Genomic DNA, 20,654 nt, shown 5'->3' on the forward strand with positions numbered 1-20,654 from the left:
ATGTCAGGTAAAACTCCCAGCGAATCCCGTAATTCGTCACTTGGCCCGTCGGGTCATGTAGATGATTTCGCGCGGCGCAATCTGCCGCCATTCGAGCAGTGGCCCGATCTGCTGCTCGACCGTCCGGAGTTTCAATATCCGGAATATCTCAATGCCGCGGTCGAGCTGACCGACCGCATCGTCGAAAAGGGGTGGGGCGACCGCATCGCTCTGATCGGCAACGGGCGGCAGCGTACTTACAAGGAGCTGGCTGACTGGTCGAACCGCCTTGCACATGCGCTGGTGGAGAATTACGGCGTCAAGCCGGGCAATCGCGTCCTGATCCGCTCAGGAAATAACCCGGCGCTGGTCGCGGCATGGCTCGCCGCGACAAAAGCCGGCGCCGTCGTCGTCAACACCATGCCGATGCTGCGCGCCGGCGAACTCAGCAAGATCGTCGACAAGGCGGAGATTGCGCTGGCGCTGACCGACAGCCGCATCGCCGATGAACTGGTCGCTTGCGCCAAGACCAGCCGCTTTCTCAAGCAGGTGGTGAATTTCGACGGCACTTCCAACCATGACGCCGAGCTCGACCGCGTAGCGCTGAACAAGCCGGTGAAGTTCGAGGCGGTGAAGACGGGCCGCGACGATGTTGCGCTGCTCGGATTCACCTCGGGCACTACAGGCGAGCCCAAGGCGACGATGCACTTCCATCGCGACCTCATGATCATTGCGGATGGCTACGCGCAAGAAGTCCTCAACGTCACCGAGGACGACGTTTTCGTCGGCTCGCCGCCGCTTGCCTTCACCTTCGGGCTGGGCGGTCTCGCGATCTTCCCGCTGCGGTTCGGCGCGACGGCGACGCTGTTGGAAAACGCTTCGCCGCCCGAGATGATCAAGATTATCGAGGCCTACAAGGCGACGATCTGCTTTACCTCGCCGACCGCGTATCGCGCGATGATAGCGGCTATGGACAACGGCGCCGATCTGTCGTCGCTGCGGCTCGCGGTCTCCGCCGGCGAAACGCTGCCGGCGCCGGTATTCGAAAGCTGGACGCGGAAGACCGGCAAGACCATTCTCGACGGCATCGGCTCGACGGAACTGCTGCACATCTTCATCACCAACCGCGTCGGCGATGCTGTCGCGGGCACGACGGGGCATCCGGTTACGGGCTATGAGGCAAAGATCGTCGACGACGATATGAATGAGCTGCCAGCAGGCACTGTCGGCAAGCTTGCAGTGCGCGGGCCGACCGGCTGCCGCTATCTGGCTGACGCGAGGCAGTCGAGTTATGTGCGCGACGGCTGGAACCTGACCGGCGATTCTTTTGTGCGCGACGCCAACGGCCGGCTGTGCTTTGTCGCGCGTTCAGACGACATGATCGTCTCTTCCGGCTACAACATCGCCGGTCCCGAGGTCGAAGCGGCGCTGCTGTCGCATCCCGCCGTCGCCGAATGCGGCGTGGTCGGTGCGCCCGACGAGGCGCGCGGGATGATCGTCAAGGCCTATGTGGTTCTGGCGGGTGGCGTCGTTGGCGATGCCGCGCTGACGCAGGCGCTGCAGGACCATGTCAAGCAGACGATTGCGCCGTATAAGTATCCGCGTGCGATCGAGTATGTCGCGCAACTGCCGAAGACCGAAACCGGCAAGCTGAGGCGCTTTGCGCTCCGGCAGATGGCCGCGGCCGGCCCGGCGCCGCCCAGCGTTGCCGCGGAATAACGCCTAACCGATGGAGAAAAAACCGGTGACCGCCCCCAAAGGCTCCACGTTGAGCGTGGTGCCTAATTCCAAGACCGATGCTTCGTCCGGCCCGCAAGTGCTGCAGCCGAGCGGCTGGCCGATGCCGAAAGGATACGCCAACGGCATGGCGGCGGACGGCCGCATTATCGTGACCGGCGGCGTGATCGGCTGGGACACCGAGGGCCGCCTGGCGCAGGGCTTTGTCGCGCAGGCGCGCCAGACGCTTTCCAACATCGCGGAAATTCTTGCTGAAGGCGGCGCCAGGCCTGAGCATCTCGTGCGGTTGACCTGGTATGTCGTCGACATCGAGGAATATCTCGCGAGCCTGAAAGAACTCGGCCGCGTCTATCGCGAGATCTTTGGCGCGCATTATCCGGCGATGGCGCTGGTGGAGGTGGTGCGCCTGGTCGAGAAGGAAGCCCGCGTCGAGATCGAGGCAACCGCGGTGGTGCCGCGCTGAAACCCGCTTATTGGGTATCGTAACTCTTTGATTTGAGCATGATCTTGTCGGAAAACCGGTATCCACTTTTCCGGATCATGCTCTAGAGCTCTGTTCTCAGCCTCCAGAGTTCCGGGAAAAGTTCGACCTCGAGCATCTTGCGCAGGTAGGAGACGCCCGAGGTGCCGCCGGTTCCGCGCTTCAGGCCGATGATGCGCTCGACCGTAGTGACGTGGTTGAAGCGCCAGCGGCGGAAATAGTCTTCGAAATCGACCAGCTTTTCCGCCAATTCGTAGAGCATCCAGTGTTTCGCCGGCGATGCATAGATGGTCTTCCAGACCTGCAAAACCTCGTCGTTTGGCGTGCGCTTGATGCGCCAGTCGGTTCGGCGCGCGTCTTCGCCGATGTCAAAGCCATTGCGCGCCAATAGCAGCAGCGCCTCGTCATAGAGGCCCGGCTCAGCGAGAATTTCCTCGAGCTTTGCCATGATATCGGCGCGGTGGGCGTGCGGGCCAAGCAGCGCCAAATTGCGATTGCCGGCGAGGAACTCGATCGCGCGGTACTGGTACGACTGAAAACCCGAGGACTGCCCGAGCCGATCGCGAAACTCGGAGTATTCGCTGGGTGTCATCGTCCGCAACACATCCCAGGCAGTATTGAGCTGCTCGAAGATCCGGGCAATGCGTGACAGCATCTTGAAGGCGGGATGCAACTGGTCGTGGCGGATCGCCTTGATGGCGGAACGGATTTCGTGGATAGCCAGCTTCATCCAGAGTTCGGAAGTCTGATGCTGGATGATGAACAGCAGTTCGTCATGAGCGTTCGAGAGCGGCTCTTGCGCGTCCAGAACGCGTTCCAGATGCAGATAGTCGCTGTAGGACATGCGTCCTTCGAACGACATCTGGGCTCCCTCACGCGGGGTGTCGTCGGGCTTGCCAGTCATGTTACGAGCGCCTTTTTGCGGTACTCCGCGGTATCCCAGCGGCGATGGGTCAAGACGTCGGCGATGACGTCGACTGCCGCGCGAACTTCGGTTTCTCCGATGTAGAGCGGCGTAAAGCCGAAGCGCATCATGTCCGGCGCGCGGAAGTCGCCTATCACGTCGCGCGCGATCAGCGCCTGCATGATCGCATAGCCTTCGGGGTGACGAAACGAAACCTGGCTGCCGCGCCGCTTTCCGTCCCGCGGCGAAGCCAGCGTCAGTTCGAGACAGCGTCCTTCGACTTCGCGGATGAACAGGTCGGCGAGCGCGATCGATGCATCGCGCACGTCGGCCATGCTGACGTCGTCCCAGACGTCGAGGGCGGCGTCGAGCGCGGCCATTGCAATGATCGGGGGTGTACCGACCCGCATTCGCTCGATGCCCCGGCCGGGCCGATAGTCGAGATCAAAGGCAAAGGGCGCGTGATGACCCATCCAACCGGAAAGCGCCGGCCGCGCCGTATCGGCGTGCTTCGGCGCTACATAGATGAAGGCCGGCGCGCCAGGACCGGCATTGAGATATTTGTAGGTGCAGCCGACCGCGAAATCGGCTTCGGCACGTTCCAGCTCGACCGGAATCGCGCCCGCGGAATGCGCGAGATCCCAGACTGTCAACGCGCCGACGTCATGCGCCCTGCGGGTCAGCGCGCTCATATCGTGGAGCCGGCCGGTGCGATAGTCGACCTCCGTCAGCATCAGAACCGCGATCGTCTCGTCGATGGCGGCTTCGACGTCTTCGGGGGCCACGACCTTCAGCTCGTAGCCACGGTCAAGTGATTCGAGTAGACCGCTGGCGATGTAGAGATCGGAAGGAAAGTTGCCGGAGTCCGACAAGATCACGCGCCGCGACCGATTGAGCTCGAGCGCCGAGGCCAGCGCCTGGTAGACCTTGATGGACAGCGTATCGCCCACGACCACCGTTCCTTCGGCAGCGCCGATCAACCGTCCGATGCGGTCACCGATGCGGCGCGGCTGCGTCATCCATCCGGCGACGTTCCAGCCCTTGATGAGATGCTTGCCCCATTCCTCCGATATCATGCGGCTGACGCGATCGGCGGCTGCGACGGGCAGGGGACCGAGCGAATTGCCGTCCAGATAGATCACGCCGTCCGGGATGGCGAAGCGGGATTTCGTTCGCGAGAAATCGGTCATGTCTTTCCCCGGTTCGCGCCCCCTGGAATTATTCGCGCTGATATGGATTATTTCAAGCTTGAAATTTATGGGCGAAAGGCGCGCTTCCCGGTACAGACTGGTTGCCTGCGGGCAGTGATCGGACATCCGTCCGGCCCCCTCAAGATCGAACGGAAACCGAACCGCGTGATTTTTCATCAGATTTCCGACTGGAGCGACGCCTATGCGAATGCTCCGAACATCCCGGGCGGCGAACGCTGGCCGGCCGCGTGGGTGCAGCCCGCGCAGGCCTATCGCGACGCGCTCCTGGGCAGTGGCCGCGCGACGCTCGACGTCGGCTATGGCGAGCGCGAACGCAACCGCTTCGATCTATTTGGACCGGAAGGCCGCCCAAAAGGCTTGGTCGTCTTCGTCCATGGCGGATTCTGGAAGGCGCTCGACAAGAGCTTTTGGTCACATCTCGCGCGTGGATCGGTTGAGAGCGGCTATGCGGTTGCGATGCCTTCCTACACGCTGTGCCCGGCTGTGCGCATCTCCGAGATCACGCGCGAAATCGCGGCGGCCGTTGCCAGCGCCGCCGCCATGATCGAAGGCCCGCTTTTTCTCGCCGGCCATTCCGCCGGCGGGCATCTGGTGACGCGCATGATTTCGGCGACGTCGCCGCTCCCGGACGATGTTAAGGCGCGCATCAGCCACACCGTCTCCATTTCCGGCCTTCATGACCTTCGTCCGCTGATGAAAGCCGCCATGAATGCAGAGCTGCGGATCGACGAGGCCGAGGCGCGAGTGGAAAGCCCCGCATTGCTGGAGCCGATGCAGAATGCACGCGTGACGTGCTGGGTGGGCAGCGCCGAGCGCCCGGAATTCGTCCGCCAGAACGCGCTCCTCGCCAACATCTGGATCGGGCTCGGCGCGGAAACCCGCGTGATCGAAGAACCCGGCCGGCATCATTTCGATGTCATCGACGGGCTCGCCGATCCCGATCACCAACTCACGAGGATATTATTGTCTCCGTAGCCTGCTTGAATTTGTGAAATGAAAGGTCGCGGCGTGGCCTTCTAGAGCTTGATGAAAATAGGTTTGATTGCGGCCACGAAGAAGGTGTGCTCCCTCTCCCGCTTGCGGGGGAGGGTTGGGGTGGGGGTGTCTCCGCAGGCGACACTGCCCGAGTGGAGAGAGCCCCCACCCGGCGCTTCGCGCCGACCTAAGAGCGAGCTTCGCTCGTCTCGACCCCGCAAGCGGGAGAGGTGAAGCGCCGCCTCCGGCCAAATCGATCTAACCAAAAATCGTCATGCCTTAGCCGATGGTTCTCACCAAGCAATCATGCTACCCGAAAAGTCTGCACGGCCTGACGCGCGCCAACCTTGAACAGGTTTGTCAGTGCCTCGGTAACGGCGCTGCGCATGCGGGGATCGGTGCCCAGCGTGCCAAAGATCGAATCGACTTCCAGCAGCGCCGGCGCAAGCCGGTCAGCGACTGGGCCGGCGCTCTCGGCGATGGCCTTCAGCTTCGCGGCAAGCGGATCGCGCACGTCGATCGCGTGTCCCTGCTCGTCGGTGCCGGTGACGTAGCGCATCCAACCGGCTACCGCGAGCGCATGGGTATCGATCGGCAGCCCGAGCCGCAGCCGGTCCTGCATGGTGGCAAGCAGGCGTTGCGGCAGTTTCTGCGAGCCGTCCATCGCGATCTGCCAGGTGCGGTGGTGCAGGGCAGGGTTTGAAAAGCGTTGCAGCAGCGAAGCGCTATAGCCCGCGAGATCCGTCCCTCGGGGCATCGCGAGCGTCGGCGCCGCGTCCTGCATGACCTGCCGGGCAAAGGCCGCAAAGTGCTCGTCGGTCATGGTGGCAGCGATGGTCTCAAAGCCTGCGAGATAGCCGAGATAGGCGAGCGCCGAATGACTGGCGTTGAGCAGCCGCAGCTTCATGTGTTCGAACGGCGTCACGTCGGACACCAGTTGCACGCCGGCGGTTGCGAAATCCGGCCGCCCGGCCGGAAAGCGGTCTTCGACGATCCATTGCGTGAACGGCTCGGTGACGACAGGCCATGCGTCGATCAGGCCGAGCGCGGACGACACTGCGGCCCGGTCGGCGTCCGTCGTCTCCGGCACGATCCGGTCCACCATGGTCGAAGGGAAGGCGACCTCGGCTTCGATCCATTTGGCGAGGTCGCGCGATCGCAGTGCTGCGAATTGCATGACGATACGGCCGACGGTGTGGCCGTTGGCGGAAAGATTGTCACAGGACAGAACCGTGAAGGGAGGCTCGCCTGCAATTCGCCGGCGTGCGAGCGCGGTGACGAGGAATCCGATTGCCGAGTGCGGCGTGTCGGGATTCTGCAGGTCATGAGCGATGTCGGGATGATGCTCGTCCAGATCACCGGTTTGCGGCGTGTGGCAATAGCCCTTCTCGGTGACCGTCAGCGAGACGATGCGCGTCGCCGGGTTGGCAAGGCGCGCGATCAACTGCCCCGGCTTCTCTTTGGCGACTTCGATGGCAAGGACCGAACCGATGATACGGTGATCGGTGCCTTCGCCGGAGCGGATGGCGAGTGTGTAGAGACAATCCTGCGGCGCCAGTGCATCGCGTGTGTCCGCGCTGCGCAGGCTGGCCCCGACGATTCCCCAGTCCGTTGCCCCTCCCGCAAGGAGATCGTCGATGACCACCGCCTGATGCGCGCGGTGGAACGCGCCGATTCCGAGGTGAACGATACCCGGTGTGACACGCGAACGGTCATAGGCCGGGCGCCGGATCTGGCCGGGGAGCCTGTCGAGATTGGCCTCGGACAGGCGCAAATCGCCGTTTTTCGGGTCAGCAGGCGGGTTTTTCGCCGTTTCGCTTGACATGGCGGGCTCAATCCATCAGTTTCTGGTCAATTGGTAAGGCCAATTTGCCAGATGTATTGGCCTCCAACCGATCAAACAAGAAAAATCGATTCACTTTAGGGGATCGTCAGGGAGAGCCGAGCGTGCCGCTCGAAGCCGTGGAAGCGCGACGCCTTTATCGCCAGGTTGCCGATCAGCTTCGCGCCTTGATCGACAGCGGTGAATACCGTGTCGGCAGCCGTCTCCCGACCGAACGTGATCTTGCCGAACAGTTGAAGGTGTCGCGACCGACGGTGCGCGAAGCCCTGATCGCCCTGGAAGTCGAGGGCAGGGTGCGCATTCGCGTCGGCTCCGGAATTTACGTCTGCGAACCGCCGCCGCTTGCGCCGCTGCTGCCGGCGACGAGCGAGATCGAGGGCCCGTTCGAACTTTTGCGCGCCCGCGAATTCCTCGAAGGCGCCATTGCCGAGCAGGCCGCGCGGGTGGCGAAGCCTGAAGACATCGCGCGCATCGATGCATCGCTGGAGGCGATGGCCACCGTACAGCATCCCGGCGAAGCCTCGATGGTGCATGACCGCGCATTTCATGTTGCGGTCGCCGGATGTCTCGATAATGCCGTGCTGGTGCGCGTCGTCGGCGAACTGTTCGACCAGCGGCTCAATCCCTACTTCGCCAAGCTCGCGCACTATTTCGAGAACCCGGAGTCCTGGAATGCGGCGCTGGCCGAGCACCGCGCAATCCGCGACGCTATCGTCGCTCACGATCCGGACGCGGCGCGTGTTGCGATGCGCGAGCATCTGGCGCGTTCGCAGGCCCGCTTTGCGCAAAACTTCGGAACACAGGCATCAACCGCGAGGAGCGGCTGAGAGAGAGAAGAATTCGAACGGTTCGGCGAAGCGCCGGGCCGGTTGGGTAACAAAAGCAATTTGGAGCAATGGAGGAAATTCACGTGTTGAAGAAATTGACGATTGCTTTCGCGGCGTCTGCAGCGGCGCTGTTGGCCGCGACTACATCGGGCATGGCGCAGACCAAGCTGAAATGGGCGCATGTTTACGAGACCTCGGAGCCGTTCCACACCGCTTCCGTCTGGGCCGCGGGTGAGATCAACAAGCGCACCAATGGGCGCTACCAGATCGATGTCTATCCGGCTTCGCAGCTTGGCAAGGAAACCGACATCAACCAGGGGCTTTCGCTTGGCTCCGTCGATATGATCATTTCCGGCTCGAGCTTCGCCGCCAGGAGTTTCCCGCCGATCGGTGTGACCTATTATCCCTACACCTTCCGCGACGCCGACCACTTGCTGGCCTACACCAAGAGCGACGTCTTCAAGGAACTCGCCAAGGGTTATGAGGACAAGACCGGCCACCGTATCCTGGCCGTGACATATTATGGCGTGCGCCAGACTTCCTCGAATAAGCCGATCAAGTCCTGCGCCGACATGAAGGGCCTCAAGATTCGCGTGCCTGACGTTCCGGCCTATCTCGCGATGCCGCGCGCCTGCGGCGCCAACACCGCGCCGATCGCCTTTGCGGAAGTCTATCTCGCGCTGCAGAACGGCACCGTGGAAGCTCAGGAAAATCCGCTTACCACCATCGAAGCCAAGAAGTTCTACGAGGTGCAGAAGCACATCGTGCTGACCGGCCACATCGTCGACCACCTCAACACCGTGGTCGCTGGCGCGCTCTGGAAGAAGCTGTCGGAAGAAGACCGCAAGATCTTCACCGACGTGGCGCAGGAAGCGGCGGCGAAGGCTACCGGCGAGATCAAGGCCAACGAAGCCAAGCTTGTCGACTTCTTCAAGCAGAAGGGGCTGACGGTCACTGAGGTCAACAAGGATGAGTTCCGCGACACCGTGATGAAGAACGTGAGCTTCGAAAGCTTCAACTATCGCAAGGCCGATTGGGAACGCATCCAGGCGGTGAAGTGACGACGAAGTCGTCATCCCGGGGCGGCTCGGAGAGCCGAACCCCGGGATCTTGAGATTCCGGGTTCGGCTCCTTGAGCCGCCCCGGAATGACGTAAGAGCGAGGTTCGGGGAGGGCGCATGTCGGCGGTTGAAGTTCACAAGCAAATCACGGCGGACGAAATCGCCCACACCTTCGAGGACGAGGTCCCCAAGGGTGCCGATCTCAAGGGATACGCGCTCGAGGACTGGCTGGCGCTGGTGATCTTCTGGATCATGGCGCTGTCCGTCTTCCTGCAGTTCTTCACCCGCTACGTTCTCAACGACAGCTATGCCTGGACCGAGGAGATTGCGACTTACTGCCTTATCGGCGTGGTGTTCATCGGCTCTTCGATGTGCGTAAGGCTGTCGCGACACATCCAGGTCGACCTGCTGTTTCGCTATCTGCCGCATGGCGCGGGGCGTGCGCTCTCAACGCTGATCGATCTGATCCGGATCGCGTTCTTCGGCTACGCGATCAAGCTGGTCTGGCAATTTATCGAAGTCATCGGCGACGAGCGGATGACCACGATCGAGTTTCAGAAGGGTTTTGTCTACTACGCCGTGCTGCTCGGCTTTGTGCTGATGTTCGCACGCTCGATCCAGATCGCGCTCGAGAACTGGCGGCGCGGTTATTCGATCCTGGAGCGCCCCGGCGCATTCGACGGAACGGAAGGGTAGGGCGATGCTGCTGCTGCTTGGGGGATTTCTGCTGCTGATGCTGCTCGGCCTGCCGGTCGCGCTCGCGATGGCGGTTTCGTCGCTCGTCTACATTCTCGTCACCGGCATCACGCCGGACGTGACGCTGGCGCAGCGCATGATCGCCGGCGTTGAGAGTTTTCCGCTGCTTGCCGTGCCGTTCTTCATTCTGGCCGGCAATCTCATGAACATCGCGGGCGTCACGGGGCGCATCTACAAGTTTGCTGTCGCGCTGGTCGGGTGGATGCGCGGCGGCCTCGGCCACGTCAACATCGTCGGCTCGGTGATCTTCTCCGGCATGTCGGGCACCGCCATTGCCGACGCCGCGGGGCTCGGCACCATCGAGATCAAGGCGATGAAGGATCACGGCTACTCGACCGAGTTCGCCGTCGGCGTCACCGCGGCATCCGCAACGCTCGGTCCGATCATCCCGCCGTCGCTGCCGTTCGTGATCTACGGCATGATGGCAAACGTCTCGATCGGCGCGCTGTTTCTCGGTGGCCTGATTCCGGGTGTCTTCATGACCCTGGCCATGATGGCAACCGTCGCCTGGTTCGCGCATCGGCGAGGCTGGGGTAGCGACACGCCATTCTCGTGGCCGCAACTTGGCTCGGCCGCGCTCGAAATCGTCATCGTGCTCGCATTCCCGCTGGTGGTCTGGCTACTGGTTGTCGCCGGCCTCTCGGTGAACATGGCTGTTGGCATCGGCCTCGTCGCGCTGCTGGCGCTCGACTGGTACTTCGATTTCTCCGCCGTGATGGCGCTGATGGCGCCGGTGATCCTGATCGGCGGCATGACGCTCGGCTGGTTCACGCCGACGGAAGCCGCGGTCGCCGCGGTGATCTGGTCGTTGTTCCTCGGCCTCGTGCGTTATCGCTCGATGACGCTGCGGACGGTGGCGAAGGCCACCTTCGACACCATCGAGACCACGGCGTCCGTGCTGTTCATCGTCACCGCGGCCTCGATCTTCGCCTGGCTGCTCACGGTATCGCAGGCGGCGCAGACGCTGACGGATGCGATGCTCGGGATCACTCAGAACAAATGGGTGTTCCTGCTGCTCGCGAATATCCTGATCCTGTTCGTCGGCTGCTTCATCGACACCATCGCGGCGATCACCATTTTGGTGCCGATCCTGCTGCCGATCGTGCTCAAGCTCGGCATCGATCCGATTCACTTCGGCCTGATCATGACGCTGAACCTGATGATCGGCCTGCTGCACCCGCCGCTTGGCATGGTGCTGTTCGTGCTCGCGCGCGTGGCGAAACTATCCGTCGAGCGCACGACCATGGCGATCCTGCCCTGGCTCGTGCCGCTGCTCCTGGCGCTCGTCGCCATCACCTACATCCCGGAGCTGACGCTCTGGCTGCCTAAATATATGGGACTCTCAAGATGACATCGATGGCTTTGGCTGCAACGCTGTTCGGCCCCGAGGATCTGCGCATGGTCGAGCGGCCGCTCGATCCGCTTCCCGCAGGCATGGTGCGCATCCGCTTCGGCGCCGGCGGCATCTGCGGCTCTGATATGCACTACTATCGCCATGCGCGCACCGGCGATTTCGTCGTGACTTCGCCGCTCGTGCTCGGCCATGAGATCGCGGGCGAGGCCGTGGAGATCGCGGGCAGCGCGCCCGGTGTGAAGGTCGGCGACCGCGTCGCCGTCAATCCGTCGCGCTGGTGCGGCCATTGCAAGCCCTGCCGGGAGAAGCGACAGAACCTGTGCGAGAATATCTTCTTCATGGGATCGGCCTCGAAGACCCCGCACATGCAGGGCGGCTTTGCGTCCTATTTCGACGCCATCCCGGCGCAGTGCGTGAAGATTCCCGATCACGTGACCTACCAGGCGGCGGCGCTCGCCGAGCCGCTGGCGGTATGCCTGCATGCGGTCGCCCGCGCCGGTGACGTCACCGGCAAGCGCGCGGTGCTGTTTGGCGCCGGCCCGATTGGCCTGCTGACCATGCTGGCGGCACAGCGCGCCGGGATTGCGGAGACGACGGTCGTCGACATAGCGGCAGCGCCGCTGGCATTCGCCAAGAAGCTCGGCGCCAATAACGTCGTCGATATCTCCGGCGGCGAAGACGCGCTGAAGGCGGAGGCCGCGGCAAAGCCCTTCGATGTCGCTTTCGAGGTGTCGGGAACGGCCGCCGGCCTTGCCAGCGCTATCGGCACCGTCAGGCGCGGTGGCGTGGTTGTTCAGGTCGGCAATCTGCCGGGTGGGCAGATCCCGGTGCCCGCGAATGCTGTCATGGCCAAGGAGATCGACCTGCGCGGCTCGTTCCGCTTCGGCGAGGAATTCTTCACCGCCGTCGAGCTGATTGCCGACGGCAGCGTCGACGTGCTGTCGCTGGTCACGGCGCAACGCCCGCTGGCGGTCGCGCCCGACGCGGTGCGGCTGGCGCTCGACCGTTCGCAGAGCGTCAAGGTCGTGCTGACGGCTTGATGGCAATTTACACTTCAGGAGATCGCCGATGATGCTGCAGGGATGGCGGTGGTACGGGCCCAACGATCCCGTGTCGCTCGACGATATCCGCCAGGCCGGCGCGACCGATGTGGTGACGGCGCTGCATCAGGTGCCGATCGGCGAAGCCTGGACGCGCGCTGCCGTCGAGGAACGCAAGAACCTGATCGAGAACTCGCAACCGGGCCGCTCGCCGCTGACCTGGTCGGTGGTGGAATCGATTCCGGTGCCTGACGACGTCAAGCGATTGGGTGGTGGTGCGACGCGTTCGATCGAGGCCTGGATCGCGAGCATGGAGGCGGTCGCCGCCGCCGGCATCAAAATCATCTGCTACAATTTCATGCCGGTCGTTGATTGGTGCCGCACCGATCTCGAATGGGAACTCCCGAACGGCGCCAAGGCGATGCGCTTCGACCAGGAGCGGTTCGCGGCATTTGATCTGCACATCCTGCAGCGCCCCGAGGCACCTGCCGAATACTCCGAGGCCGCACAGCGCCGCGCCAAGGAAGTCTATTCGCGGATGACGCAGGCGGATATCGATGTCCTCATCACCAACATCGCCAGCGCGCTGCCGGGATCAACGACCGATCCCCTGACCATCCCGCAGTTCCGCGACCGATTGCAGCAATATCGCGGCATCGACTCCAAGGTGCTGCGGCAGCACTTAAGCGAATTTCTCGCGCGCGTCACTCCGGTTGCCGAGCAACTCGGCGTGACGCTGACGCTGCATCCGGACGATCCGCCGCGTCCGTTGTTTGGCCTGCCGCGCATCGCCTCCTCGGCCGAGGATTATCAGGCGCTGTTCGATGCCGTGCCGTCGAAGGCTAATGGCATCTGTTTCTGCACCGGGTCGCTCGGCGTGCATGCCGAGAACGATCTGCCTGCGATGGCGAGGCGCTTCGCGCCGCGGATCGGTTTTGCCCATTTGCGCGCGACCAAGCGGGAGGCCGACGGCCTGTCGTTCTTCGAGTCGGATCATCTGGACGGCGACGTCGACATGATCGCGGTGCTCAAGGCGTTACTCGCCGAGAACCGCAAGCGTTCATCGAACCACCAGATCGTGTTCCGGCCCGATCACGGCCATCGCATGCTCGATGATCTCGCCGCGACCAAGCGCACCAATCCCGGCTATACCGCGATCGGGCGCTTACGCGGACTCGCTGAGCTGCGCGGCGCCATGCGCGCCATCGAACACGCTGACTAGGGCGGGACGCTGCGAGACAGGGCCACATTCTACTTTGCATGGGGTTGTTTTCGCAATTTTGTGCTTGGCCTTGCCATCCCGCACCGGCTCAGGCCGGTGTCCGCGCCGCCTTGGCGGCCTCGAAGGCCGCCAGCCGCTGGGCAAACTTGCCCTTCGCTAGCCCCGCGCGCGCAAGGATGGTCGGGGCGGGCAGCGTCTCGAAAAAATGACAGGCGACGCGGTGGCCGGGCGCTGCCTCGCGCAAGGCCGGCTCCTCGGCCGAGCAGCGCGCCTGCGCGTGCGGGCAGCGGGTGTGAAAGCGGCAGCCGGTCGGTGGCCGGAATGGGCTCGGCACGTCGCCCTGCAGCATCACGCGCTTGGTGCGCAGGGTTGGATCGGGCTTCGGGATCGCCGCGAGCAGCGCCTGGGTATAGGGATGCAACGGCCGGTCGTAGAGCGATTTCTTGTCTGCGATCTCGACCAGCTTGCCCAGATACATCACCGCGACGCGGTCGCTGATATGCTTCACGACTGCCAGATCGTGGGCGATGAACAGATACGAGAGGCCGAAGCGCTGCTGCAGGTTCTGCAGCAGGTTGACGATCTGCGCCTGGATCGAGACGTCGAGCGCGGAGACCGGCTCGTCGCAGACGATCAGCTCCGGGTTGGCGGCGAGTGCGCGCGCAATCCCGATGCGCTGCCGCTGGCCACCCGAGAACTGGTGCGGATAGCGCCTGGCATGTTCGGGCAACAGGCCGACGATTTCCAACAGCTCGCGGCCGCGTGCCTCGCGCGAGGCATCATCGCCGATCTCGTGGACCCGCAGCGGCTCGGCGAGGATCTCGCCGACGGTCATGCGTGGATTGAGCGAGGCGTAGGGGTCCTGGAAGATGATCTGCATGTACCGGCGCATCCGGCGCAAAGAGTCCTTGTCGAGATCGGCGATCTCCTTACCCTTGAAGCGCACCGAGCCGGCGGTCGGATCCATCAAACGCAGGATCAAACGCCCGGTGGTCGATTTGCCGCAGCCGGATTCGCCGACCAGCGCCAGCGTCTCGCCTCGGGCGATCTCGAAGCTGACATCCTCGACGGCGCGGACGAGGCCGATCACCTTGCGGCGGATCAGCCCGCGGGTAACGGCAAAATGCTTGACCAGGCCGTTGACCTGCAACACCGGGGCATTGCTCGGCATGCTGCTCATGACGCCATCTCCACCGGCGCTTTCCAGCACGCCACCTGATGGCCTGGCGCGATGTCGCGCAGCGGCGGCGGATCGAGCCTGCAGCGCTGGTCCGCAAACGGACAGCGCGGCGCGAAGCGGCAGCCCGCCGGCTGGTTATTCGGGCTCGGCACCGTGCCTTCGATGGTGGCGAGGCGCTTGCGATCGACATCGATGCGCGGAATCGAGCCGAGCAGACCGATCGTATAGGGATGCTGCGGATCGGCGAACAGATCGTTCACATCGGCGCTCTCAACGATGCGGCCGGCATACATCACCAGCACCTGATCGGCGACCTCGGCGATGACGCCGAGATCATGGGTGATGATCAGTATCGCCATGCCGAGCCGGCGCTGCAGATCGCTCAGGAGGTCGAGGATCTGGGCCTGGATGGTGACGTCGAGCGCCGTGGTCGGCTCGTCGGCGATCAATAGCGCCGGCTCGCAGGAAAGCGCCATCGCAATCATGACGCGCTGGCGCATGCCGCCGGACATGTTGTGGGGGAAGTCGTCGATCCGCTGCGCGGCGGACGGAATCCGCACCAGCTCCAACATTTCGATCGCGCGCGCTCTTGCTGCCCGCGGCGTCATCGCGCTGTGGGCGAGGATTGCCTCGACGATCTGCTGGCCGACGGTATGAACCGGGTTCAGCGAAGTCATCGGCTCCTGGAAGATCATCGACATCTTCCCGCCGCGCAGCTTGCGGCGCTCGTCAGCGGAGAGCCTTAGCACGTCGCGATTGCCGAACAACACCGCTTCCGCTTCGACCTTGCCCGGCGGGCTCGGCACCAGCCCCATTACCGAGAGCGACGTCACGCTCTTGCCGCAGCCGGATTCACCGACGAGGCCAACGGTGCGCCCGCGCGGAACGCTGAAGCTGATGCCGTCGACAGCGCGGAACAGTCCGCGATCGGTCGCAAAGTGAGTCTTCAGGCCGCGAACCTCGAGAAGATTGTCCATCAGAACGAGTAATCCAAACCCTTGTAGAAAGTGTTCTGATAAAGCATGTGCGGCCGCACATCCTTCAGCTTCTTCGAACTTGTCGTGTACATGGCGACATTCATCACGGGCATCCACAGGTGCTCGTTCATCACCTTCTCCTGCACGCGGGCATAGTTGAGCGCACGCTCGGCGTCGGTCAACGCGGCGCGGCCGGCGCGCAGCCACTCGTCGGTCTCCTCGTCCTTCCAGTTCATGCGGTTGGGCGTCGGGATGTTCTTCGAGTTGAAATAGATGTTCATCAGCTCGCCCGCGGACAGATAGGGCACGGTGACGGTCCACAGCTCGTAGTCCTGCTTGCCCATCTCGGCCGGGGCGATGGTGGAATCGAAGCCAACGATCTTCCAGTCGACGCCGATCTTGCGCATGTAGCCTTGAATGGCTTCGGAAACGCGCGGGAAGTAGGAGACCTGCGTGAACAGCACACGGGGCGCGAGCTTCATGCCGTCCTTCTCACGGATGCCGTCGGCGCCGACCTTCCAGCCCGCTTCGTCCAACAGCTTCTTGGCGCGCTCGACGTCTTCCTTGATGACGCCCTTGGTCTTCTCGGCGAAGTCAAGCGCCTTGGGATCTACAAAGGTGAACGCCGGTTCGGCATTGCCCAGCATGACGCCCTTGACGATGTCGGCGCGATTGATGGCGATGTTCATCGCCTCGCGCACGCGCTTGTCCGATACCATCGGGCGGGTGATCTTGTAGCCGTAGTACATCAGCTGGAAGTTCGGCTGAGCTTCCTGGACCGTCAGGTTCGGCGCAGCCTTGACTTGCTGGATGAACTGCAGCGGAATCTGATGGGTAAGATCGAACTGCCCGCCCATCATGGCGGCGACACGGCTGGCGTCTTCCGGTACGATCTTGATGCTGAGCTTTTCGAATTTCACCGGGCCCTTGTTCTTGTACATTGACGGGCCCCATGTATAGGCGTCGTGGCGCTTGAGCACGATTTCGGTGCGCGGCTGCCAGCTCTCGAAGCACCAGGGACCAGTGCCGTCGATTCCCTTGATGCCGTAGTCCTTGCCGAGCGCCTCCACGCTCTCCTTGTTGTGGATCGCGTTGGTGTACATGGTGAGCTGCAGCAGCAGCTCGGAATAGGGCTCGTTGAGCTCGTATTCGACAGTGTAGGGATCAGGCGCGCGCACTTCCTTGATGTCGCCGGCGCGCCAATGGTAGGGCGCCTTGGTTTCGGGATCCTTCAGCCGCTTGAACGTGTAGACGACGTCGGCGGCGGTGAACTTCTTGCCGCTGCAGAATGTGACATCATCGCGCAGCTTGAAGACGTAGGTTTTGCCGTCCTCACTGATCGTCCACGATTTGGCGAGATAGGGGATCGCCGTCTTGCCATCCCAGTCGAGCGCGACCAGCGTATCCTGGAACATGTTGACGATGTCTGATGTCGGCGACCAGGTCGTGCGCTGGCCGTCGTAATGCGGCGCGTCCAGCGACTTCATCACCCGCAAAGTCTGCGCCTCGGCAGCCCCGCACATTCCGGCCGCGCCGAGCAACGCCACAACACCCGTCAAAATGCTGCGCATCGTGTTTTCTCCCTGTTATTTTTGCCGCGATACGTCGAGGCCCTTGTAGAACGTGTTCTGGTAGATCATGTGCGGCCTGGCGTCGGTGATCTTCTTGTTCGCCACCTGATCCATGTTGATGTTGAGCACGGGAATCCAGAGGTGCTCGCGCATCACCTTCTGCTGCACCAAGGCGTAGTATTTGGCGCGTTCGGTGTCGGTCAGGGCCGAGCGGCCTTGCTTGAGCCATTCATCGGTTTCGGCGTCTTTCCAGTTCATCCGGTTCGGCGTCGGGATGTTCTTGGAATCGAAGTAGATGTTCATGAGGTCGCCGGCCGAGAGATAGGGCACGGTCACCGACCAGATTTCGTAGTCCTGCTCCGCCATCTTGGCCGACGCGATGGTCGAGTCCCACGGCTGGAGCTGCCACTGCACGCCGATGCGGCGCAGATATCCCTGGATGGCTTCGGCGACGCGTGGCGTGTTGCCGGCCTGGGTGTAATAGACCTTGGGCTGCAGCTTGATGCCGTCCTTCTCGCGGACGCCGTCGCTGCCCATCTTCCAGCCGGCTTCATCGAGCAGCGCCTTGGCGCGCTCGACGTCTTCCTTCACGACGCCCTTGGTGCCGGGATCGAAGTCGAGCGCGTCGGAATCGACGATGGTAAAGGCCGGATCGGCGTTACCGAGCAGCACGCCCTTGGCGATCTCGGCGCGGTTGATGGCGATGCTCATCGCCTCGCGCACCCGCCGGTCCTCGACCATGGGCCGCGTCGTCTTGAAGCCGAAATAGAGCAACTGGAAGTTCGGCTTTGCCGGCGTCACGTTCAGCATCGGCGCCGCCCTGGCCTGGGCGATGAACTGCTGCGGGAACTGATGGGTGATGTCGAACTGCCCGGCCATCATCGCCGCGACGCGGCTGGACTCTTCGGGCATGATCTTGACGCTGAGCTTCTCGAACTTCACCGGCCCCTTGTTCTTGTACAGCGACGGACCCCAGCGGTAGGCGTCGTGACGCTTGAGCACGATTTCCGTGCGCGGGTGCCAGCTCTCGAAACACCAGGGACCGGTGCCGTCGGCGCCCTTGATGCCATAATCTTTGCCGAGCGCTTCGACGCTCTCCTTGTTGTGGATCACGTTGGTGAACATGGTGAGCTGCAGCAGCAGTTCGGAATAGGGCTCCTTGAGCTCGTACTCAACCGTGTAGGGATCGGGGGCGCGCAGCTCCTTGATGTCGCCGGCACGCCAGGCATAGGGCGCCTTAATCGCAGGATCCTTCAGCCGCTTGAAGCTGTAGATGACATCGTCGGCGGTGAATTTCTTGCCGCTGCAGAACGACACGTCGTCGCGCAGCTTGAAGGTATAGGTCCTGCCGTCCTCGCTGATCGTCCATGATTTGGCGAGATAGGGGACGGGCGTGCGGCCGTCCCAGTCCAGGGCAACCAGCGTGTCCTGGAACATGTTGACGATGTCTGAGGTCGGCCCCCAGGTCGTGCGCTGCGCGTCGTAATGCGGCGCGTCTATTCCCTTCATGAGGTGGAGCGTCTGGGCCGTTGCCGGGCCGGTGGCGCATAGTGCTAACGACAATCCCAGTGCCAGTCTGATCATGTCTGCAGCCTCGGATCGAGGACGTCGCGGAGTGCGTCGCCCAAAAGATTGGCGGCCAGCACGATCACGAAGATGACACAGCTCGGGATCGTCGCGATGTGCGGTGCCATGAACAGGAAGTCGCGGCCCTGCGCCGCCATCATGCCGAGCTCGGCGATCGGCGGTTGCGCGCCCATGCCGAGGAAGCCGAGCGCAGCGCCGATCAGGATGATCTGACCGAAGCGCAGGGTGAGAAACACGAAGATCGTCGAGATGCAGTTGAGCGTCAGGTAGCGCCAGATCAGCTCGGTGTCGGAGACGCCGACAGCGCGGCCGGCTTCCATGAACTCCTGGCCCATTACGCCGATTGCAGCACCCCGCGCCACCCGCGCGACGTCGGGCACGGTGGCGACGACGAGCGCAATCACTACTGCCGTCAGCCCCGCGCCGAAGATCGCGGCGACCGCGAGGCCAATCAGGATGGCGGGGAAGGCCAGCATGATGTCGACCAGCCGCATGATCCAGCCATCCAGCCGCCGGTAGTAGGCGGCGAGGATGCCGAGCACGCCGCCGAGGAAGCCGCCGACGACCACCCCAATCAGCCCGAGCATCAAGGTGTTGCGCGAGCCGTAGAGCACACGGCTGAAGATGTCGCGCCCGGTATTGTCGGTGCCAAACCAATGTTTGGCATCGGGCGGCTGCATCACTTTGGTGAGGTCGGTGAAGTAGGGGTCATAGGGCGCGACCCAGGGCGCAAACAGCGCTGCCAGCACAATGGCGGCGAGCACCAGGCCGGCGAGCGCCGCCACGCGGTCGCGCGCGAGCCGACGCAACACGCCGGCGCGGGCGAAGACGCCACTTTCACGCTCCGGGGCAAAGCCGGTATCGAGAGCTTCGGTGCTCATCGTCGCTGCACCCTCGGATCGAGGTAGACATAGAGCACGTCGACTATGAGGTTGATCGTGAGGAAGGCGACGGCCAGGATCATGATCGCGCCCTGCGCGGTCGGAAAATCGCTGGAGACGATGGCGCCAACCGCAAGCCGGCCGACGCCGGGCCACGAGAACATGGTTTCAGTGACGACTGCGCCGCCGAGCAGGAACGCCGCCTGCAGTCCGATCAGAGTAACGACCGGGATCATGGCGTTGCGCAAGGCGTGATGGATGATTACCACGCGCTCGCGCAGCCCCTTGGCGCGCGCGGTGCGCACGAAATCGGCGCCGAGCACTTCGAGCACGGCGGTGCGCGTCAGCCGCGCGATCGGGCCGATCAGCACGGCGCCAAGCGTCAGCGCCGGCAGGATCAAACTCGGCAATCCGCCGTCCCACACTGGTCCGGTGCGGCCGGTGAACGGCAGCAGCGCCCATTTGAATCCGACGAACTGGATCAGGATCAGTCCGATGAAGAACACCGGCATCGAGACGCCGGCGACAGAGCAGGCCATGATAATGCGATCGGTGAGGTGGCCGCGGTTGACGGCCGCGAGCGTGCCGAGCGCAAGGCCACTCGGGACCGCAATCAGCATCGCACCCAGCATTAATTCGATCGTCGGGCCGATGGTCATGGCGAGTTCCTCGCTCACCATCTTGTTGGAGATGATGGAGCGGCCGAGATCGCCGCGCAGCACACGCATGATGTATTCGAAAAACTGGACCGGGATCGATCTGTCGAGACCGAGTTCCTTGCGAATGGCGGCGATGGTCTCGGCCTTGGCGTCGGGCCCGGCAATGATCATCGCGGGATCAGCCGGCACGACCTGCAACAGGCAGAAGCAGAGGAAGAGAACCCCGAGCAAAGCGGGGAACGAAATCAGCAGACGATGGACGATCTGTTGTCCCATGCGACGCCAACGGACGGGTTGGGCCCAAAAGGAAGTTACGCGCCGACGCTGACGCTTTTGTTTCCCCCTCGGCAGCCGCGCTTCGTCCGACGTGCACGGCTTTGATTATCCCCGATAGTGACACCGGCGAGAG

Annotated in this window: 18 protein-coding genes; 9 read left to right on the plus strand and 9 right to left on the minus strand. The window is 63.2% G+C overall.

Annotated features, from left to right (window positions below; all coding sequences use genetic code 11):
- Window positions 1-1,698 (plus strand): benzoate-CoA ligase family protein, encoded by a 1,698-nt coding sequence (locus J6524_RS21945; RefSeq protein ID WP_225674295.1) that lies wholly within the window; start codon window positions 1-3, stop codon window positions 1,696-1,698.
- 10 nt (window positions 1,699-1,708) lie between these two features.
- Window positions 1,709-2,179 (plus strand): RidA family protein, encoded by a 471-nt coding sequence (locus J6524_RS21950; RefSeq protein ID WP_225674297.1) that lies wholly within the window; start codon window positions 1,709-1,711, stop codon window positions 2,177-2,179.
- An 82-nt stretch (window positions 2,180-2,261) separates the two neighbouring features.
- Here J6524_RS21950 and kynA read toward each other — a convergent pair whose 3' ends face one another.
- Both kynA and kynU read right to left on the minus strand, forming a co-directional pair.
- On the minus strand, window positions 2,262-3,101 hold the full coding sequence (gene kynA, locus J6524_RS21955; protein ID WP_225674299.1) for a tryptophan 2,3-dioxygenase: 840 nt from the start codon (window positions 3,099-3,101) through the stop codon (window positions 2,262-2,264).
- Window positions 3,098-4,291 (minus strand): kynureninase, encoded by a 1,194-nt coding sequence (kynU, locus tag J6524_RS21960; RefSeq protein WP_225674301.1) that lies wholly within the window; start codon window positions 4,289-4,291, stop codon window positions 3,098-3,100. The genes kynA and kynU overlap by 4 nt, the downstream gene beginning before the upstream one ends.
- A 165-nt stretch (window positions 4,292-4,456) precedes the next feature.
- On the opposite strand from kynU, the gene J6524_RS21965 reads away from it, so the two are divergent.
- Window positions 4,457-5,287 carry a hormone-sensitive lipase gene (locus J6524_RS21965; RefSeq protein ID WP_225674303.1) on the plus strand — a complete coding sequence of 277 codons (831 nt, stop codon included), beginning with the start codon at window positions 4,457-4,459 and terminating at the stop codon, window positions 5,285-5,287.
- A 304-nt stretch (window positions 5,288-5,591) separates the two neighbouring features.
- Here J6524_RS21965 and J6524_RS21970 read toward each other — a convergent pair whose 3' ends face one another.
- Window positions 5,592-7,112: a mannitol dehydrogenase family protein gene (locus J6524_RS21970; RefSeq protein ID WP_225674305.1), complete on the minus strand. Its 1,521-nt coding sequence runs from the start codon at window positions 7,110-7,112 to the stop codon at window positions 5,592-5,594.
- A 122-nt stretch (window positions 7,113-7,234) separates the two neighbouring features.
- Between J6524_RS21970 and J6524_RS21975 the strand changes: the two genes are divergently transcribed.
- From J6524_RS21975 to uxuA, 6 genes are all read left to right on the plus strand, one after another.
- Entirely contained in the window at window positions 7,235-7,957 is a 723-nt protein-coding gene (locus J6524_RS21975) for a FadR/GntR family transcriptional regulator (RefSeq protein ID WP_225674307.1), read from the plus strand.
- A 68-nt stretch (window positions 7,958-8,025) separates the two neighbouring features.
- On the plus strand, window positions 8,026-9,018 hold the full coding sequence (locus tag J6524_RS21980; RefSeq protein WP_225674309.1) for a sialic acid TRAP transporter substrate-binding protein SiaP: 993 nt from the start codon (window positions 8,026-8,028) through the stop codon (window positions 9,016-9,018).
- A 117-nt stretch (window positions 9,019-9,135) separates the two neighbouring features.
- Window positions 9,136-9,714 (plus strand): TRAP transporter small permease, encoded by a 579-nt coding sequence (locus J6524_RS21985; RefSeq protein ID WP_225674310.1) that lies wholly within the window; start codon window positions 9,136-9,138, stop codon window positions 9,712-9,714.
- A 4-nt stretch (window positions 9,715-9,718) separates the two neighbouring features.
- Window positions 9,719-11,125 carry a TRAP transporter large permease gene (locus tag J6524_RS21990; RefSeq protein WP_225674313.1) on the plus strand — a complete coding sequence of 469 codons (1,407 nt, stop codon included), beginning with the start codon at window positions 9,719-9,721 and terminating at the stop codon, window positions 11,123-11,125.
- A complete protein-coding gene (locus J6524_RS21995) occupies window positions 11,122-12,168 on the plus strand; it encodes an L-idonate 5-dehydrogenase (protein WP_225674315.1) in 1,047 nt (348 codons plus the stop codon). Before J6524_RS21990 ends, J6524_RS21995 begins: the two co-directional genes overlap by 4 nt.
- A 28-nt stretch (window positions 12,169-12,196) precedes the next feature.
- The gene (gene uxuA, locus J6524_RS22000) at window positions 12,197-13,390 is read left to right on the plus strand and encodes a mannonate dehydratase (RefSeq protein WP_225674317.1); all 1,194 of its coding nucleotides are present in this window, start codon (window positions 12,197-12,199) and stop codon (window positions 13,388-13,390) included.
- A gap of 88 nt (window positions 13,391-13,478) precedes the next feature.
- Here uxuA and J6524_RS22005 read toward each other — a convergent pair whose 3' ends face one another.
- Genes J6524_RS22005 through J6524_RS22030 form a run of 6 tightly spaced genes read right to left on the minus strand, consistent with a single transcriptional unit; the run spans window position 13,479 to window position 20,521 of the window.
- Entirely contained in the window at window positions 13,479-14,570 is a 1,092-nt protein-coding gene (locus J6524_RS22005; RefSeq protein ID WP_283843339.1) for an ABC transporter ATP-binding protein, read from the minus strand.
- On the minus strand, window positions 14,567-15,547 hold the full coding sequence (locus J6524_RS22010) for an ABC transporter ATP-binding protein (RefSeq protein ID WP_225674319.1): 981 nt from the start codon (window positions 15,545-15,547) through the stop codon (window positions 14,567-14,569). The genes J6524_RS22005 and J6524_RS22010 overlap by 4 nt, the downstream gene beginning before the upstream one ends.
- Entirely contained in the window at window positions 15,547-17,118 is a 1,572-nt protein-coding gene (locus tag J6524_RS22015; protein WP_225674321.1) for an ABC transporter substrate-binding protein, read from the minus strand. The genes J6524_RS22010 and J6524_RS22015 overlap by 1 nt, the downstream gene beginning before the upstream one ends.
- A 15-nt stretch (window positions 17,119-17,133) precedes the next feature.
- Window positions 17,134-18,702 (minus strand): ABC transporter substrate-binding protein, encoded by a 1,569-nt coding sequence (locus J6524_RS22020; protein ID WP_225674323.1) that lies wholly within the window; start codon window positions 18,700-18,702, stop codon window positions 17,134-17,136.
- Entirely contained in the window at window positions 18,699-19,586 is an 888-nt protein-coding gene (locus tag J6524_RS22025; protein WP_225674325.1) for an ABC transporter permease, read from the minus strand. The genes J6524_RS22020 and J6524_RS22025 overlap by 4 nt, the downstream gene beginning before the upstream one ends.
- Complete coding sequence (locus J6524_RS22030; RefSeq protein ID WP_225674327.1) at window positions 19,583-20,521, minus strand: ABC transporter permease; 939 nt, start codon at window positions 20,519-20,521, stop codon at window positions 19,583-19,585. Before J6524_RS22030 ends, J6524_RS22025 begins: the two co-directional genes overlap by 4 nt.
- Window positions 20,522-20,654: the final 133 nt, after the last annotated feature.

The organism is Bradyrhizobium hereditatis (genome assembly GCF_020329435.1).
GTDB classification, from domain to species: Bacteria; Pseudomonadota; Alphaproteobacteria; order Rhizobiales; family Xanthobacteraceae; genus Bradyrhizobium; species Bradyrhizobium hereditatis.

What these genes read in the sequence shown, in the direction of transcription:
- J6524_RS21945 (WP_225674295.1), top strand. Translation starts at nt 1, where the DNA reads ATGTCAGGTAAAACTCCCAGCGAATCCCGTAATTCGTCACTTGGCCCG.
- J6524_RS21950 (WP_225674297.1), top strand. Translation starts at nt 1,709, where the DNA reads ATGGAGAAAAAACCGGTGACCGCCCCCAAAGGCTCCACGTTGAGCGTG.
- kynA (WP_225674299.1), bottom strand. Translation starts at nt 3,101, where the DNA reads ATGACTGGCAAGCCCGACGACACCCCGCGTGAGGGAGCCCAGATGTCG.
- kynU (WP_225674301.1), bottom strand. Translation starts at nt 4,291, where the DNA reads ATGACCGATTTCTCGCGAACGAAATCCCGCTTCGCCATCCCGGACGGC.
- J6524_RS21970 (WP_225674305.1), bottom strand. Translation starts at nt 7,112, where the DNA reads ATGTCAAGCGAAACGGCGAAAAACCCGCCTGCTGACCCGAAAAACGGC.
- J6524_RS21980 (WP_225674309.1), top strand. Translation starts at nt 8,026, where the DNA reads ATGGAGGAAATTCACGTGTTGAAGAAATTGACGATTGCTTTCGCGGCG.
- J6524_RS21985 (WP_225674310.1), top strand. Translation starts at nt 9,136, where the DNA reads ATGTCGGCGGTTGAAGTTCACAAGCAAATCACGGCGGACGAAATCGCC.
- J6524_RS21990 (WP_225674313.1), top strand. Translation starts at nt 9,719, where the DNA reads ATGCTGCTGCTGCTTGGGGGATTTCTGCTGCTGATGCTGCTCGGCCTG.
- J6524_RS21995 (WP_225674315.1), top strand. Translation starts at nt 11,122, where the DNA reads ATGACATCGATGGCTTTGGCTGCAACGCTGTTCGGCCCCGAGGATCTG.
- uxuA (WP_225674317.1), top strand. Translation starts at nt 12,197, where the DNA reads ATGATGCTGCAGGGATGGCGGTGGTACGGGCCCAACGATCCCGTGTCG.
- J6524_RS22005 (WP_283843339.1), bottom strand. Translation starts at nt 14,570, where the DNA reads ATGAGCAGCATGCCGAGCAATGCCCCGGTGTTGCAGGTCAACGGCCTG.
- J6524_RS22010 (WP_225674319.1), bottom strand. Translation starts at nt 15,547, where the DNA reads ATGGACAATCTTCTCGAGGTTCGCGGCCTGAAGACTCACTTTGCGACC.
- J6524_RS22015 (WP_225674321.1), bottom strand. Translation starts at nt 17,118, where the DNA reads ATGCGCAGCATTTTGACGGGTGTTGTGGCGTTGCTCGGCGCGGCCGGA.
- J6524_RS22020 (WP_225674323.1), bottom strand. Translation starts at nt 18,702, where the DNA reads ATGATCAGACTGGCACTGGGATTGTCGTTAGCACTATGCGCCACCGGC.
- J6524_RS22025 (WP_225674325.1), bottom strand. Translation starts at nt 19,586, where the DNA reads ATGAGCACCGAAGCTCTCGATACCGGCTTTGCCCCGGAGCGTGAAAGT.
- J6524_RS22030 (WP_225674327.1), bottom strand. Translation starts at nt 20,521, where the DNA reads ATGGGACAACAGATCGTCCATCGTCTGCTGATTTCGTTCCCCGCTTTG.